The sequence below is a fragment of the Streptomyces sp. NBC_01669 genome (assembly GCF_026339735.1).
Classification (GTDB): Bacteria; Actinomycetota; Actinomycetes; order Streptomycetales; family Streptomycetaceae; genus Streptomyces; species Streptomyces yanii.
The window spans coordinates 8,277,666-8,292,623 of record NZ_JAPEQG010000001.1 but is presented as its reverse complement, the minus strand read 5'-3'; the positions used below and the strand labels follow the sequence as shown (position 1 = coordinate 8,292,623).

At 68.2% G+C, this 14,958-nt stretch carries 16 protein-coding genes; 7 read left to right on the top strand and 9 right to left on the bottom strand.

Going from position 1 to position 14,958, the window contains the following annotated elements; all coding sequences use genetic code 11:
- Positions 1-11: 11 nt before the first annotated feature.
- A complete protein-coding gene (locus OG972_RS37085) occupies positions 12-749 on the bottom strand; it encodes a DUF1684 domain-containing protein (protein WP_266988994.1) in 738 nt (245 codons plus the stop codon).
- 618 nt (positions 750-1,367) lie between these two features.
- Here OG972_RS37085 and OG972_RS37080 point away from each other — a divergent pair.
- On the top strand, positions 1,368-1,667 hold the full coding sequence (locus tag OG972_RS37080) for a hypothetical protein (protein ID WP_266988992.1): 300 nt from the start codon (positions 1,368-1,370) through the stop codon (positions 1,665-1,667).
- Positions 1,668-1,881: 214 nt separating this feature from the next.
- Positions 1,882-2,316, top strand: a complete 435-nt coding sequence (locus tag OG972_RS37075; protein WP_266988991.1) for a CBS domain-containing protein — start codon at positions 1,882-1,884, stop codon at positions 2,314-2,316.
- An 8-nt stretch (positions 2,317-2,324) separates the two neighbouring features.
- Here the strand turns inward: OG972_RS37075 and OG972_RS37070 are convergent, their stop codons facing one another.
- The 4 genes from OG972_RS37070 to OG972_RS37055 all read right to left on the bottom strand — a co-directional run bounded on the left by OG972_RS37070 (position 2,325) and on the right by OG972_RS37055 (position 5,351).
- The gene (locus tag OG972_RS37070; protein ID WP_266990955.1) at positions 2,325-2,708 is read right to left on the bottom strand and encodes a hypothetical protein; all 384 of its coding nucleotides are present in this window, start codon (positions 2,706-2,708) and stop codon (positions 2,325-2,327) included.
- A complete protein-coding gene (locus OG972_RS37065) occupies positions 2,615-3,763 on the bottom strand; it encodes a transposase (protein WP_266988989.1) in 1,149 nt (382 codons plus the stop codon). The genes OG972_RS37070 and OG972_RS37065 overlap by 94 nt, the downstream gene beginning before the upstream one ends.
- A gap of 306 nt (positions 3,764-4,069) precedes the next feature.
- The gene (locus tag OG972_RS37060; protein ID WP_266988987.1) at positions 4,070-4,774 is read right to left on the bottom strand and encodes a hypothetical protein; all 705 of its coding nucleotides are present in this window, start codon (positions 4,772-4,774) and stop codon (positions 4,070-4,072) included.
- The gene (locus OG972_RS37055) at positions 4,767-5,351 is read right to left on the bottom strand and encodes an RNA polymerase sigma factor (RefSeq protein WP_266988985.1); all 585 of its coding nucleotides are present in this window, start codon (positions 5,349-5,351) and stop codon (positions 4,767-4,769) included. The genes OG972_RS37060 and OG972_RS37055 overlap by 8 nt, the downstream gene beginning before the upstream one ends.
- A 333-nt stretch (positions 5,352-5,684) precedes the next feature.
- Here OG972_RS37055 and OG972_RS37050 point away from each other — a divergent pair, with 333 nt between their 5' ends.
- From OG972_RS37050 to OG972_RS37030, 5 genes are all read left to right on the top strand, one after another.
- Positions 5,685-6,128 (top strand): hypothetical protein, encoded by a 444-nt coding sequence (locus tag OG972_RS37050; RefSeq protein ID WP_266988983.1) that lies wholly within the window; start codon positions 5,685-5,687, stop codon positions 6,126-6,128.
- A 274-nt stretch (positions 6,129-6,402) separates the two neighbouring features.
- Positions 6,403-6,843 carry a hypothetical protein gene (locus OG972_RS37045; RefSeq protein WP_266988981.1) on the top strand — a complete coding sequence of 147 codons (441 nt, stop codon included), beginning with the start codon at positions 6,403-6,405 and terminating at the stop codon, positions 6,841-6,843.
- Between the two features lie 312 nt (positions 6,844-7,155).
- Positions 7,156-7,725, top strand: coding sequence for a Na+/H+ antiporter NhaC family protein (locus OG972_RS37040; protein ID WP_266988979.1), 570 nt, complete (start codon positions 7,156-7,158; stop codon positions 7,723-7,725).
- Positions 7,726-7,768: 43 nt separating this feature from the next.
- Positions 7,769-9,286, top strand: a complete 1,518-nt coding sequence (locus OG972_RS37035; RefSeq protein ID WP_266988977.1) for a basic amino acid/polyamine antiporter — start codon at positions 7,769-7,771, stop codon at positions 9,284-9,286.
- Entirely contained in the window at positions 9,283-10,542 is a 1,260-nt protein-coding gene (locus tag OG972_RS37030) for an arginine deiminase (RefSeq protein ID WP_266988975.1), read from the top strand. Before OG972_RS37035 ends, OG972_RS37030 begins: the two co-directional genes overlap by 4 nt.
- Before the next feature lie 80 nt (positions 10,543-10,622).
- Here OG972_RS37030 and OG972_RS37025 read toward each other — a convergent pair whose 3' ends face one another.
- The 4 genes from OG972_RS37025 to OG972_RS37010 form a co-directional block, all read right to left on the bottom strand.
- The gene (locus tag OG972_RS37025; RefSeq protein WP_266988973.1) at positions 10,623-11,510 is read right to left on the bottom strand and encodes a serine/threonine-protein kinase; all 888 of its coding nucleotides are present in this window, start codon (positions 11,508-11,510) and stop codon (positions 10,623-10,625) included.
- Between the two features lie 8 nt (positions 11,511-11,518).
- On the bottom strand, positions 11,519-13,381 hold the full coding sequence (locus OG972_RS37020; protein WP_266988971.1) for an ABC transporter ATP-binding protein: 1,863 nt from the start codon (positions 13,379-13,381) through the stop codon (positions 11,519-11,521).
- Between the two features lie 68 nt (positions 13,382-13,449).
- The gene (locus OG972_RS37015; RefSeq protein ID WP_266988969.1) at positions 13,450-13,599 is read right to left on the bottom strand and encodes a hypothetical protein; all 150 of its coding nucleotides are present in this window, start codon (positions 13,597-13,599) and stop codon (positions 13,450-13,452) included.
- A 487-nt stretch (positions 13,600-14,086) separates the two neighbouring features.
- Positions 14,087-14,956 carry a carbon-nitrogen hydrolase family protein gene (locus tag OG972_RS37010; RefSeq protein ID WP_266988967.1) on the bottom strand — a complete coding sequence of 290 codons (870 nt, stop codon included), beginning with the start codon at positions 14,954-14,956 and terminating at the stop codon, positions 14,087-14,089.
- Between the last annotated feature and the right edge of the window lie 2 nt (positions 14,957-14,958).

Genomic DNA, 14,958 nt, shown 5'->3' with positions numbered 1-14,958 from the left:
GCGGGGGTTGGTCAGTGCTGCGCGGAGAAGCCGTCGCGGAAGACGGGGCGCTTCTCGCCGGCCTCGACGGGCAGGTGGAAACGGTTCTGCCGCGGCGGCATCGGACAGTTGTACTGGTCGGAGAATCCGCAGGGCGGCACGAAGGCGCGGTTGAAGTCGAGAAGGACGCGGCCCTCACCGACGTGGGTGACGAAGAGGAAGCGCCCGGCGCCGTACGTGGTGTCGCCGTTGGTGGGGTCGCCGAAGACGAGCAGCAGGGTGCCGTCGTCGTCGAAGGCGCTCAGCGTGTAGTCCCGGCCGTCCAGGGTGAGCACGATGTCTCCCGGCACGGCGAGGTCACGGGTACCACCGTTGTCCCGGATGTGCTCGAACCCCACCCGCCGGGCACCGGGCACCGGGGTGTACGAGGCCTCCAGCACCCAGGCCGGGTCGTACGGGAAGACATCGGTGCGCTCGAAGTTCTGGATCGCGGGCGACTGCGCGTCCCAGAAGCGCAGGCCGTGCTCGGGGTCGCCGGTGACGAAGTCGGTGCGCTCGACTGTGGTGACGGTCACTGTCTCCGGCTGTCCGGCACGGGCCGCATCGAGGTCGGGGCGCTCACCGGCGGGGGCCCAGCGGGTCTCGACGAGAGCGAGGTTCCCCGCGGGCGAAGTGACCGAGCGGCGCCGCTCGGCGCGCCATGCCTCCCAGTCCGCGGCGGGGTCGGTCGGCTGATCCGGGACGGCGGCGTGGGACACGGCTTTACTCATTCACGTAGACGATCGTTGGCTGCCACACGTCGAATGTCACACTGTGTGAAGTTCAGCCCAAAGGACCTTCTTTATCTTCCATAAGGCGAACTAATGTCAAGTTGGACTACATAGTGAGACCGGGCCGGGAGGCGCAGGTCAAGCCCGACCATCAGCAGGCAGGAGCAAAGGGGGTCACAACTGCTGGCCCAGCACATCGTTTTGGCGAACATGAACACGATCGGGTGGACGGTGTGACGATCTGGAGGTAGGCCCGGCGAGGTGTGCGTAACGCTCTCGGTGCGATCTGGGACGCCGGGTGCGGTGTCAGCAGTCGGGCCCCCGTATCACCGGAGAGATGGTTCGGGGCCTCCCCGTCACCTCCGGCCACACCCACATGGCCAGGTCGTAGGGATTCCGCCCTCCTGGGAAGCACGCTCCTTCCGAGGGGTGTCGGGCATACCGTCACTACCGGTTCAAAGTCGGGCATACATCTCGTATCGTACGAACCGCCCCTCGACGGGCCGGTGGACGCATGGCAGCGTGCTCCGGCATGCGGCATGCGGCCTGCCGGAGCACGCTGGATCTGAGGCTGCTTGTCCCCCCGACCGGCAGCCGGCCAGGAAAGGGGTGGCAGCCATGTTCGCGAGGCTGAGCACCTATCAGGGTTCACCCGTTCCTGCGGAGGGAGACCTGACCGCGAACTGGGAAGCGATTCTCGAGCAGATCCGGGAAGTTTCCGGCTTCCGGGGCGTGTACTACCTCGTCGACCGGGCCTCCGGGAAGGCCACGTCCCTGACTCTGTGGGATGACGAGCAGGCCATGCAGGCCAGCGAGGACCGGGCCACCCGGCTCCGCGAGGAAGTCGCCCACAGGGAAGGCCAACGGGTTGTCTCGGTCGAGCGCTTCGAGGTGGGATTCGGCCACGTGGAGCCATAACGGTCAGCGGTCCGGATGTCGACCGCGCCGCACAGCCGCCGGGCCGACACTCACGGGCGACGGCACATGACGGGTTGCACGAGCGCCTGGATCCGTGCCCGGTCGCGGCCGATTCGGGATCCGCTACTTCGCCGACACGTCCGGGGAGCGACGCTGAGCCATTCGTGTTGTGATCGATGACGGAGAGGCAACGCTGTCGAGTACGGAGGAAATCATGACTGCCAAGCTGCTAGCGCGAGACATCATGTCCAGTGGCGTGCAGTGCGTCGGTGCGCACCAGTCGCTGTTGGATGTGGCGAAAATGATGCGCGATCTCAACGTCGGTTGCCTGCCCATCTGCGGCGACAACAACAGGCTCACCGGCTTGATCACCGACCGCGACATCGTCATCACGTGCTGCGCCGAGGGCGTCGACCCAGCGACCGTGCAGGCCGGGTCCCTCAGTGCCAAGGTCCACTGGATCGATGCCGAAGCGGATGCCTCCGAGGTCCTGACGACCATGGAGGAACATCAGATCAAGCGGCTGCCGGTGATCGACGTCCAGGGCGGCCATCGCCTGGTCGGCATGATCACGGAAGCCAATCTCGCAAAGAACCTGAGCGACGAACAGGTCGCCGAGTTCGCGAGCCGCGTGTACGCGACCGCTTAGCTTGATCTTTAAGGCTGCTGCTCGGCCCCGCCGCGTCTAGGCATATCCGTTTTGCGCTGTTTCTTGCCGACTGGGTGGCGGGGTGCGGGTGTGGAGGTGCGGCCCTTGGGGCGGCCTGGGCCGGGGTGGGAGGCTTTCGGCGCGCGGGCTGGAGTGCCCACGGTCCGCCGGATGCGGGGATAGCCGCGCCGGACCCGGCCGGGGGTGAGCCGATCCGGTGTCAGGGGCTTTTCCCAGGGGCGCCGGAGGTCCTCGGTCAGGGGGCGGGCGAGACGGAGTTGCGCGTAGGCGGCGAGGATCAGCCACACCCACCGGTCGGCCTGTTCGGGGGTGCGCAGGCGGGGTCGGGTGAGGCCGAGGGTCTGCTTGAAGAAGCGGAATGTGTGCTCGATATCGAACCGTCGAAGGAAGATCCGCCAGAGGCGGTCGACGTCGTGCGCGGTGGCGTCGGGGTCGCCGTGCCACAGCCATAGCGGCTTGGGGCGCGGTTGCCGGGTAAGTGCTCGATGGCCAGATGGACCAACGTGCCCTCGACGAGGGGTAGTTCGCCTTCATGGTCGGCCCAGGAGCCGCGCCGGTCCAGCTTGGGGTGCAGGCGGCCCCAGCAGCGGGCGAGGACCTGGCCGAAGCGGTCGTGGACGCCGGCCGACTCCTGGACCGGGGCCGGGTGGGTGGCGGGGTCGGCGAGGCGGAACTGCGCTCCGTGGCGGGGCGGGCGTCCGGGGTTGGTTCCGCGGCGCTTGCCAGCCGGTGCATACATCACCCGGTCCGCGCGGATGCGGCCCAGCAGCCGCAGTGGTTCATCGCGCAGCAGCCAGGTCAGGCGCACGAGGTCGTAGCCGGAGTCCAGGACGAACAGGACCGGCGGGTCGCCCGGTCGCCATTGCCCGGCCCGCTGCAGGCGGGCGCGCAGGTCACGGATCTGAGTCGCGGTGACCTCGGTGGGATCGTCCTCGGGCCCCAGCCGCACTGCGTCCAGCGGCCCTGTCCACGAGGAGCGGCCACCGCCCAGGGCCGCGGCCACCTGGTAGGGCCAGCCCGGGATGGTCTGGCGAACCCCGTCGCAGCGACACGGACGGTGGCAGTGCAGGCGCTCCGGCGAGCACTCGGCGTCCGGACGCGGCCACGGAGTGACGTCCAGCGCGATCGACAGCTGCCGGTCCGCCCCGCGCGGCAGCTCAAGGCCTGCCAGCGCCATCCGCAGGCGGGACACGGCGATGTGGCCCTGGGCCAGCGCGTCGTACATCGCCCCGTGCCCACGCCGGTGCACTGCCTCCAGCGACAACTCCGGCAGCGAGACCACCGGCCCGCCGGCACACAGCACCGCGTCCGCCAGCTCGAACAGAGCATCCGCCCGCAGGGTCAGGCACTCGTAGAACTCGCGGCGAAACCGGGATAACCCGGTCAATGCCTCGACGCGCGCAGCGTCGTCTTGCAGACTGTCCATCACGGCCTTTGGGTTGATCGACTGTCGACTTCAGCGAGAAGACACGATCACGCAAAGGCCGCCCAGCTGTCAGGCGAACGACGAACCCCACCAAGACATGATCTTGGTGGGGTTAATAGTCAAGCTTAGACCTCCGGTAAGTCCGCACGTGGAGGCGTCTCGCCGAACCTCGGAAGGAGATACCCCGAGGGTATTTTCTCCGGGGTGCGCGTCCGACCCGACGGATCGAGACGGCGGCGCGGCCGGGGCAGGCAGGTTGACAGCTACCGAGGGTTTGGGCGCGGCCCGCGGCAGCCCGACCCCTGCTCAGTGGTGGGACTGTCCGAAGGTGGCGGCGGCGAGCACGGAGCCGTCAGCGGCGAGCAGGCGGACGCTGGTGACCGGCGCCGTGCCGGCGGGGTAGGGCGCGCCCCAGGCGCCGTAACCGTCCTTGCTGAGGGCGAAGGAACCGACCTGGACGGTGGAGCCGTCGGCCCGCTGAAGCTCGCACCGGACGATGCCGGAGTGCCCGTCGGCGTCCACCGTCATGTACAGCCAGGGCGACGCTCCGGCGTAGAGGAAAATCTGCCCGCGCGACTCGCCCCTGTGGGTGAGTGGGGCGGTGAGCAGGTGCGACTGCACCGGAGAGACGATCGGCGCGACCGGGGCCGGACGACCGATGGATGCGCCGAGCACCCAACCCCCGCCACCAAGGGCAAGGCCCGCCGCGGCTGCCGCCGCGGCGAGGGCGAAGCGCCGCCACCGTACGCGCCGGAGCGGCCGTCGCCCGGAAGACAGTCCCAGCCGGTCCAACACCCTGTCCTCGAAGCCGACCGGCGGTTCGCTTCCCGGGACAAGATCCAGCAGCGCGTCCGCCGTGGCCACCAACTCGTGGACGTATTCGCGGCAGGCAGGACAGTGCTCCAGGTGGTCCATCGCCCCGGCCCGCTCCTTGGCGGGCAGTACGCCGAGCGCCAGCTCCGCACCGATCTCCCGGAGCTGCTCACAGGTGAATCCACGGGTCTCAGTCATCGTGGTCCGCCTGCTTGGTTGCGAGGGATGCGCGGAGCTTGCCCATGGCTGCCCTGATCCGGGTCTTGGCGGTACCGAGCGGGATCTTCTCGAAATCGGCGACCTGCTGAGCTGTCATCCCGTAGATGCCGGCCATCACCAGCGCACGTGCCTGATCGCGCGGCAGCGCGGCGACCGCTCGACGCAGTTCCGCTGCGGTTTCGGCGGAGAGCGCCTGCCGCTCCGGCGTGCTGGTGACGGTCTCCATCATGTTCTCCAGGTCTGCGGGGTCGACTGGAGTGGCCTTGCGGGCGCGTACGGCGTCAATCGCAAGGTTATGCGCGATGGCCGCCAGCCAGGTGGGCACCGATCCCCGGCGCGGGTCGTAGACCTGAGCGTGTCGGCAGGCGCGCTCGAAGGTCTGCTGAGCGATGTCCTCGGCGAGCTGGACGTCTCCGACCACAGCGACGGCCACGCCGAAAACCCGGCGCTGGAACCGCCGAACGAAGGCCACGGCGATCTCGGGATCGCCGGTCATGAGGCCGGCCAGCAGCGCTTCGTCGGGCACCCGCTCCAAGGGAATGCCAATCCTGCGCATACTCCCTACGTAACACGAGCCCCCAGGGATTGCCTCCGCCCGGCAGCCCGCGGCGCTGCCGAAGAACTGGGCCGGAACCCCCAGGTCGCGGTCCAGGTACCAAAGCCTCCCGGCACGAACACGTAGCGCCGACCCACCCGGAGCGGGCCGATCATGAACCCTTGGCCCGGCAGCACCGTAGGTAACAAAGGCACGCTCTTACGAACGACAGTGGCCGACCGGTCCCAGGACCGGAAGGCTCGGCGGGCACCGGAAACGCCCCGGCGTGGCCCCGGCCCGCAACCCCTGTCAGAAGCAAGGCGGCGTCGGCCGCCTCGGACCCCTGGAGTCGTGATGACGTCTCGCACGACCCACCTCGCACTGCGCGGGACCGCAGCATTCTGCGCCCTGGCCAACGCGGTGATCCACCTCTTGCTGGTCCCCTCCCACCTGACGGAGATGCCCTACATCGGCATTCTGTTCCTGTTCGGCAGCGTGGTGATGCTCGCCGTCGCCGCAGCACTCGTCCTTCAGAGGCAACCGTTCGGCGCATGGCTGATCGGGGCAATTACCAGCATCGGCATGATCATCGGATTCCTGCTGTCCCGCACCGTCGGGCTGCCGGACTATCGCGAAGCCGGCTGGGAGCCGCCGTACGGCGTCCTGTCCCTGGTGGTGGAAGGCATCTTCGTTCTCACCTTTCTGGCCTGGCTCAGGGAGAGCGGCGCCGGGCGGATTGCGGATCTGCGGACGCGAGAAGCTCCCCGCATGAAGGCTCCGCCGGCACGGTTGCCGTAAACGGGGACACAGCCCCGTTTCGCCACCTCCGACGCCTTCGTGAACTCCATTCACATGCGCGAAGATATGCATATTTCTATCGCTTTACGAAGTTGTTACCTGTGCGGGTGGTGCGTCCCTGAACGCGGCCGTAGCGTCGATATCGGAACAACCGTTGAGAAGGGGCCAGCAGCACCGTCCGGCATCTGCTCCGGATTCGCAGATCGCGCCCCGGGGCGGACCAGGCGTACGGCTAAGGCCAGATGGGCTCGGAGAGAGACGGCTGGGAGCGGACATGCAGAGACACAAGCTGAAGGCAGCGGTATTGATCTGTGCCGCGGCGTCGCTCGCAACAGCGATCGCACCGGCATCCGCTTCCACAAAAACACGGTCACCCGCCGACGTCGTGATCGTCGACTGCTTCTCGCATCCTCAAGTACGCCCGAACGACTTCTTGATCGCCTGCGGGGATGGCAACAGCATCCTCACCGCACTCCGGTGGTCGGCTTGGAAACCCAATTTCGCTGCGGGCCGCGGGCTCAACGTAGTGAACGACTGTCGGCCGTTCTGCGCCGCCGGCACGTTCCACTCCTATCCTGTGACCGTCAGGCTCGACCGCTCGGAGCCACTGAAGAAGCATCCTCACCAGCGGCACTACACCCAGCTCCATCTCGTCTTCACCGACAGCAGGCCGTCGGAGATGCCGAGAGTGGTGACATACCGGCTCTGGACCTGACGGTTCCCCCACCCTCCGGCCGGCCATCTGCCACGGCGCCTCTCGGACACGCCCCGAGGGGCGCCTTCCTCTTCATCGGCGCGCCCCCTCTCCGCCGGCGTCCACGTCGGCGGCGTCCGCCGTGCGCCGATCTCCGGATCGGTGCCCCGGTCCGAGATCGCAGTTCGTGCAGCACCCGTACGAGCGCCGCCCACCGGGCTCCTCGAGACCGGGCGGCAATTCGGGGGACGGCGTCACGGGGCTGGGGTACGCACCCCCAATTGCCGGTCAGTCTAAGGTTCCTCATCGCTCATAGCGCGACAAAGGGTGCGAATGGGGCTAGATTCCAGTCCCGGTAGACGTGCGGTGTCGCGGTCGGCACGGCCCCTGTACGACGATCTCCTGTCCCGCGGGGGCATGGACAGCATACTGCTCACCCTCTGGCTCATCATCGGGGCGGTGACCTTCGGTGCCGTGCTGGAGGAGTTCGGCCTGATCACCCGCCTCGTGGACCCCCTGGCCCGCTCCGCCCGGAGCACCGGACGGCTGTTCTTCACCGTGTTCGCCTGCGCCTTCGGCCTCAACATCGTCGCCGGTGACCAGTACATCGCCCTTGTGCTGCCCTCACGGGTGTTCCGCCTCGAGTTCGCCAGGCGGGGACTCGCGGCCACGAACCTGTCCCGGCTCGCCGCCGACAGCGGCACCGTGACGTCCGCACTCGTGCCCTGGAACTCGTGCGGCGCCTTCATGGGCGCCGTGCTCGGCGTACCGACCCTCTCCTACCTGCCGCACGCCGTCTTCAACTACGCCAACCCCGCCCTGAGCGTGCTCTACGGCATGACCGGCTTCAAGATCGAGAAGACCGCACCTGTCGCCGCCGACACCGAGCCCGACGCTCAATGACAGCCAACTCGCAGCCCGCCGGGGCGCGTCGATGAGGGAACTGATGACCAACGCCGACACCGGGGCCACCCCGTCCACCGTCCCTGAAGGACAACCCGCGATCAAGCTGACCCTGCTCACGCTGACCGCCATGGTCGTCGGCTCGATGGTGGGCGCCGGGGTGTTCTCCCTGCCCCGGCGGTTCGCCGAGGAGACCGGCGTCGCCGGCGCGCTGATCTCCTGGGCGATCGCAGGTATCGGCATGCTGATGCTGGCCTTCGTGTTCCAGTCCCTCGCGGTCCGCAGACCCGACCTCGACGCGGGCGTCTACGCCTACGCCAAGGCCGGCTTCGGTGAATACCTCGGCTTCTTCTCGGCGTTCGGGTACTGGGCCAGCGCGTGCGTCGGCAACGTCACCTACTGGGTCCTGATCATGTCGACGATCGGCGCTCTCGCACCGCCCCTCGGTGACGGCGACACCGTCCTTGCGGTCGTCCTGTCGACCGTCGGCCTGTGGGCGTTCTTCTTCCTCATCCGGCGCGGAGTGAAGGAAGCGACGGCCATCAACAGGATCGTGACCGTGGCCAAGGTCGTCCCCATCCTGGTCTTCGTCATCCTGGCCCTCTTCTTCTTCAACCCGTCCGTCTTCGCAGACAACTTCGGCGGAGCGGACTACGCAGGATCGCTCTTCCACCAGGTCCGCGGCACCATGCTCGCCACCGTCTTCGTCTTCCTCGGCGTCGAAGGGGCCAGCGTGTACTCCCGCCACGCCAAACGCCGTGAGGACGTCGGCCGGGCCACCGTCCTCGGCTTCCTCAGTGTCTTCGCCGTCTTCGCCTCCGTCACCATCGTCTCGTACGGCATCCTGCCGATGGGCGAGATCGCGGAGCTGCGCCAGCCGTCCATGGCCGGCGTCCTCGAGGCCGCGGTCGGCACGTGGGGCAAGGTCTTCGTCAGCGTCGGGCTCATCATCTCGGTCCTCGGCGCCTATCTGGCGTGGACGCTGATGGCAGCCGAGGTGCTGTTCGTCGCCGCCAAGGACGACGACATGCCGCGCTTCCTCAGCCGGTCGACCGCGGCCGACGTCCCCGTACCCGCCCTCCTGATGAGCACCGCGCTGAGCCAGATCGTGCTGGTCATCACGTTGTTCTCCGACGACGCCTTCAACTTCGCCCTCGACCTGACGAGCGCGCTCACTCTGATCCCGTTCCTCCTGGCCGCCGCCTTCGCGGTCAAGATCGCCCTGCGACCGGACCAGGAGGTCGCCATCGGCGGCACCACCCACCGGGAACTGGCCATCGGTCTGCTCGCCGCTCTCTACACCGCATTCCTGCTGTACGCCGCGGGGCTCAAGTACGTCCTGGTCTCCTTCATCATCTACGCCCCGGCCACGTTCCTGTTCGTCAAGGCCCGCCGCGAGCAGAACAGACGCCTGTTCTCGCCCGCCGAAGCGGTCATCTGCGCCGTCTCGATCGCCGGGGCCGTCATCGGTGTGATCGCCCTCGCAGCCGGCTGGATCGAACTCTGCCCGCCCGGACGTCCCTGCCCCCTCGCCACCGCGGAAGGAATAGCACGCCCATGACTGACACCACCACCTCCGAGCCGGTTCTCGGTGTCCACTCCGAAGTCGGCAAGCTGCGCAAGGTATTGGTCTGTGCGCCCGGTCTGGCCCACCGACGTCTCACCCCGACCAACTCCGACGCCCTGCTGTTCGACGATGTCATGTGGGTGGAGAACGCCGAGCGCGACCACGCCGACTTCGTCGACAAGCTGCGCCGGGGCGGCGTCGAGGTCGTCGAGCTGCACGACCTGCTCGCCGAGACCATGGCCGTCCCCGAGGCCCGGACCTGGCTACTGGACCGGAAGATCACCGCAAACGCGGTGGGCATCGGGCTCATCGACGACACCAGGGCCTTCCTGGAGTCCCTCGATCCCCGCAGACTCGCCGAGTACCTGATTGGCGGGCTCGCCACCGCGGACCTGCCGGGCGAGTTCCGCTCCGGCTACCTTGCCCTGGCCCGCGAATCGACGGGGGCCCGCGAGTACCTCATGCGGCCGCTGCCGAACACCCTCTACACCCGCGACACCACGTGCTGGCTCTACGGCGGGGTGACCCTGAACCCGCTCTACTGGCCGGCGCGGCACGACGAAACCCTCCTGATGAAGGCCATTTACACCTTCCACCCGGACTTCAAGGACTCCACCGTGTGGTGGGGAGACCCCGAGCAGGACTGGGGCCAGGCCACGTTCGAGGGCGGCGACATCATGCCCGTCGGAAACGGCGTCGTCCTGATGGGCATGAGCGAGCGTACGTCCCGCCAGGCCATCACGCAGGTCGCCGCCTCCCTCTTCGAGAACGGCGCCGCCGAGCACGTCATCGTCGCGGGCATGCCCAAACTGCGCGCAGCGATGCACCTGGACACGGTCTTCACCTTCGCCGACCGCGACATCGTGACCCTCTACCCGACGATCATGGACGGGGTCCACGCCTTCTCCCTGCGCCCCGGCGACAAGCCCCTCGGCGTCGACATCACCGATGAAGGCTCGGCAGCCTTCGTCGACGTCGTGGCCAAGGGACTCGGACTTCCCGGACTGCGCGTCATCGAGACCGGTGGCGACGTGTACGCCTCCGAACGACAGCAGTGGGACAGCGGCAACAACGCCGTCGCCCTGGAACCCGGCGTCGTCTTCACCTACGACCGCAACACCCAGACCAACGCCCTTCTGCGCAAGGCGGGGGTCGAAGTCATCACCATCGTCGGCGCCGAACTCGGCCGTGGACGTGGCGGCGGCCACTGCATGACCTGCCCGCTCATCCGCGAACCCGTCGACTTCTGACGTCCCGGTTTCCTGCCTCGCACATCGCCCGCCCCGTTCAGAGACTGATTCGGCATCACGGCAAGCGGCTGTCTGCCGTGTCAGTCGACCTCCGGCGGAGCGACGTGGCATCGCTGCTGAGGCAGCGTCGCGTCGAGGGCGGCGGCGAGTTCGGAAATCGTGGGCCTGGCAGCCGGGTCGGGCCGCAGGCAGCTGTCGATGGCCGTGGCGAGATCACGCGGGAGGCGTCGGCGGGACCGGATGGGCGGAGCAGGTTCCTCAAGCTGCGGATACCAGTCGTCCTCGCCGCCCGTGTCGTCGCTGTCGTCGGTCCCGTCCGTGGTGACGCCGATGTCGAACGGCACGTCGCCTACGGCGACTTCGTACAGCGTTATGCCGATGCCCCACACGTCGGCCGCGGCCGACAGCGGCCCGCCACGCGCCTGTTCGGGAGCCATGTAGCAGAAGGTGCCGACGCCCGGAGGTGCGCTTCCGGGCGGTCGTGCGACGCTCAGGTCGAGCACTTTGGCGTGCCCGCAGTCGACGACGACGTTGGACGGCTTGAGGTCCAGGTGCAACAGGCCGTGACCGTGGAGGTAGTGCATCGCGGAACACAGGTGCACGCCGAGAAGGGCCACGTCCGCGGTGGCCGGTCGCCGGCGCGACCGGCCGATGAGGTGGGCCAGCGTTTCGCCTGTCAGTGTTTCCAGCACGACGAGCGGCTCGGGCGACTCGAAGGTCTCGTAAGCGCGGACCAGGTGCGGATGGGTGAATGTCCGGAGCCAACGGCCCTCTCGCAGCAGCCGGTCGCGCAGCTGCTCCTCGTGGCGGTGGTCGGGGCGCAGTACCTTCACGACGCATCGGCAGTCCCGCTCCTCGCTCCAGGCGTCGTAGAGGTCGAGCCAGCCGGTCCGGGCCAGGTGCGCCAGGACCTCATAACCCGGCGCGGGGATCGCTCCGGGAGCGAGGGGCGGAACCGGTCGGGACATGGCGCGGCTCATGAGAGAACCTTCCGAGCGGATGGGGAGACGGAGAGGGCCGGGCCGGTCACTCCGTTCAGCCGGTGAAGCCGGGCGTAGGCCCCGTCGCGCAGGAGCAGGTCCTCGTGCGTGCCGCGCTCGACGACCCGGCCGCCGTCCAACACCACGGTGGAGGTGGCGTCGCGGGTGGTGATCAGATTGTGGGAGATGACGATGGTGGTCCGCCCGGCCATGAGCCGGCGCAGCGGTTCCATGATCCGGCGGCCCGACTGGGTGTCCAGGCCGGTGGTCGGTTCGTCCAGGATCAGTACGGGTGCGTCCCTGATCATCGCGCGGGCGATCGCAAGTCGCTGGGCCTGCCCGCCGGACAGCGTGCGGCCGCGCTGGCCCACCACGGTGTCGTAGCCCTCGGGAAGCAGCTGGATGAAGTCATGGGCGTCGGCGGCGTGCGCCGCCGCGACGATGTCTGCCTCTGCCGCGTCCGGGCGGCCATAGGCAATGTTCTCCCGTACGGTGCCGTGGAACACGAGCGTCTCCTGCAGTACCACCGCGACGTTCTCGCGCAGCTCGGACAGCTGCAGGTCCCTGAGGTCGGTGCCGTCGAGGAGGATTGACCCCTGATCCGGATCGTAGAAGCGCAGTTGCAGCTTCCCGACCGTGGATTTTCCGGCACCGCTCGCACCGACCAGCGCCAGCGTCGTGCCGGGCGTCACCTGGAACGACACATCGGACAGCGCCCACCGGGACGTACCCGGATAGCGGAAGGAGACGCCACGGAATTCGACGTCGCCCCGGGCCCGCCCGATCCTCCGGGCGTCGGCGGCTTCGACGACCTGGGGGCGCTGGTCGAGCAACTCGATGATCCGCTCGGCGGAGGCGGACGCCGCGTAAAACGTGTTGGTGAGGTGGGACAGACCGCGGATCGGACTGTAGAGGCTGCTCAGCAGCGCGAGGAAGACCAGCAGCCCGCCCAGCGTGAGCTGCCCCTGGGCAAGCTTCCACGTGCCCAGGCCCATGACGGCCAGCGCGCCGGTCAGTTCGATGACCTCGACGATGGGGCTGTAGACAGCATGGATGCGTGCCGAGGCCATCGCCGCGCGGAACTTGCCCACGCTCTCGCGTGCGAACCGGTGTTCCTCGGTCTCCTGCCGGTTGTATGCCTGCACCAGCGCGATGTTGCCGAGCGACTCCTCGGCGATCGCGCTGATCGAACCGCTGCGCCGCCGCCGCTCCCGCGATGCGGCCTTGATCAGCCGGGAGAAGCGGCGGGCCGCGCACCAGAAGAGCGGCACGATGACGAGCGCGAGGATGGTCAGATCCCACCTCAGGTAGAACAGCAGCCCCAGGAAGACGCCCAACCGGATCACGTAATAGAGGCCATCCGCCACCCCCGAGAGCAGAAACGTCTCGACCGCGTCGACATCGCCCGTGATACGCGACAGCACGTCCCCCAGCCGCCGCCGTTCGAAGAACCCGAGCGAGAGGCCCTGGACGTGCCGGAACACATCCGACCGGAGGGCCAGCAGGAAGCGCTCGCTGACCCAGGTGGACGTCACGTCGTCGGCGAACCCCAGAACGCCGGAGCCGATGATGAGCCCTGTGTATGCCAGGGCGATCCAGAGGAAGGGACGCAGATCGCGCGGAACGAGGACGTCGTCCACCACGATCTTGAAGAGCCAGATCTCGGCCGCGTCGACGACGGGTCCGATCACGCTGAAGACGAGTATCGGAATGAGGAAGCGCCGGCCACCGCGCGTGTAGGGCCAGAAGCGCCGGAACGCGTCACGCGGGGCGACCGGCGGCGCGGCGGCGACGACCGCGTCGGGATCATCGGCCACCGACAGCAGCCGCCGCAGAACATGAAGCGAGACACGCCTCATAGACGCGTTCCTCGAGATCGTCGGCTGAACGGTCCAGGAGCCCTGGCCCGCTCAGCCGTCCTGTGCAGTCACCAGTGGTGACCGTGGTGGGAGTGACGACGGTGGCGACGCCGATCCCTTCCGTGGTCGTCGAATCCGTGGTCGTCGAAGTTCCTCGACGTCATGTCCCTCTTGTCGTGACGGTATTTCGCGGGGATGAGATGACTGAAGATCGCCATGAGCTTCCCTCCTGAAGAGGCTTCCAGACGGGATACGCTCCAGAGCGCTCGCGGGATTGCCTTGTTCGACAAATTTTCGTGCCCGAATCCGCCTGCCGTTCTCGCACGGACAGATTCCGAGGTCCACTGCCGGCGCCATGGCCACGTACCCCGGTCGCACCGCTCCCGGGCCCGCCTCGCCCGGGAACCGGCTGCCCTCGTGGTCGCACGTGGCGGCGAGATGGCCGGCGTGACGAAGCCGGGCAGGTCATGGAATACCCGTACGGGACGTCACGGACCTCCCCGCATGTGGCTCAGAGTGCCCGGCAATAGGCAGCGCGGGTGAAGGAGCGGGGCTGGGGTGCGTGCATCGCAAGGCGGAGGATTGAGCCAACGCCAAGGGTCCCCATGCCCCTTCAGGGCTATGGGGGAGTTGGTGATGGACGACAACGCCGCGAGGTGCGTGCACCGGCCCCGCGACACCGCGAAGCCCACTGCCGGGCGACTCTCAGTCGCCCTTGAGCCAGTCGGGTGTGCGGAACGTGCCGCCGTACATGGGAAGTTCTATCTGCTCTCCGTAGCGGGCCAGTTGGTCCCAGGGGCGGTTGATGCCGGCAGAGCCGTAACGGCGGACGCGGGTCACCGTGGCCAGGTCCAGTACGTCCACGAGGATTTCCTCGCCGGGGCCGGCCTGCTGGCGGACGATGCCCTCGGGATCGACGATGACACTCATTCCGACGCCGGCCGGGTCGGCGGTGTTGACGTTGACCACGTAGAGCTGGTTGGTCCAGGCGTTTGCGCGGGCACAGACCAGTTCCATCTCGCGGTCGCGGGTGGTGGTCAGGGTGGGCTGGATGACGATCTCCGCCCCCAGCCAGGCGAGCTGGCGAACCACCTCCGGGAAGGACCCGTCGTAACAAATGGCCAGCCCGACACGGCCGGTACCGGGGATGTCGAAGACCACGAACTCGCTTCCGGGCGCGGTCTGTTCGTAGGGTTGCCAGGGAAAGATCTTGCGGTAGCGGGCCGCGATCTCGCCCTGGGGGGAGACGGCGAGGGCCGTGTTGTGGATGCGTCCGTCCTCAGCACGCTCGAAGAGGCTGCCCGGGACCAGCCACAGACCGGTTTCCACGGCGAGGGCGCAGATCCGGTCGGTGAGCGGGCCCGGGATCGGGACAGCGGCCTGCTCCATCCAGTCGGATGAGGACTCCAGCAACGGACCCTCGGCGGCGAGCAGCAGCTCGGGGACGACGACGAGTTGGACATGCGGGAACAGTTCGTGGGTGGCCCGGACCTGGGCTGCGAAGCGCTGCCAGCTCGCTTCGGGGTCGAGGGGCACGGGCGCGGTCTGGAGGGCAGCGATGGCGAGAGTGCGCATGG